This window comes from Mesorhizobium sp. M7D.F.Ca.US.004.03.1.1 (assembly GCF_003998635.1).
In the GTDB taxonomy this organism is placed as follows: Bacteria; Pseudomonadota; Alphaproteobacteria; order Rhizobiales; family Rhizobiaceae; genus Mesorhizobium; species Mesorhizobium loti.
On sequence record NZ_RZQG01001885.1, the window covers coordinates 1 to 383 of the forward strand.

A 383-nucleotide genomic window follows, 5' to 3' on the forward strand; every position below is an offset into this window, starting at 1 on the left:
ACCCGTCACGCCGCATCGGCTCGCAGATGACCGACCGGCTGGTGCGCATCCTCGGCTGGAGTGGCGAGAAGGCCGATACCCGCATCCGGCAATTGCTGAACGAGGTGCAGATCCGCGACCCCGACCGCGTGCTGAAAAGCTATCCGCACGAGCTTTCCGGCGGCATGCGCCAGCGCGTGCTGATCGCCGCCGCCTTCGCCGCCGAGCCAAGGCTGATCGTCGCCGATGAGCCGACGACGGCACTCGACGTCACCGTGCAGAAGCAGATCCTGCGGCTGATCGTGCAATTGCAGCGCGAACACGGCACGGCGATCCTGTTCGTCACCCATGATCTCGGCGTCGTCGCCAAGATCAGCCAGAAGGTGTCGGTGCTCTATGCCGGC

At 65.8% G+C, this 383-nt stretch carries 1 protein-coding gene; it reads left to right on the forward strand.

The window, feature by feature from the left end:
- Nucleotides 1-383: ATP-binding cassette domain-containing protein (locus EN935_RS40525; protein ID WP_164771956.1), on the forward strand; the 383-nt coding region annotated here is incomplete at both ends.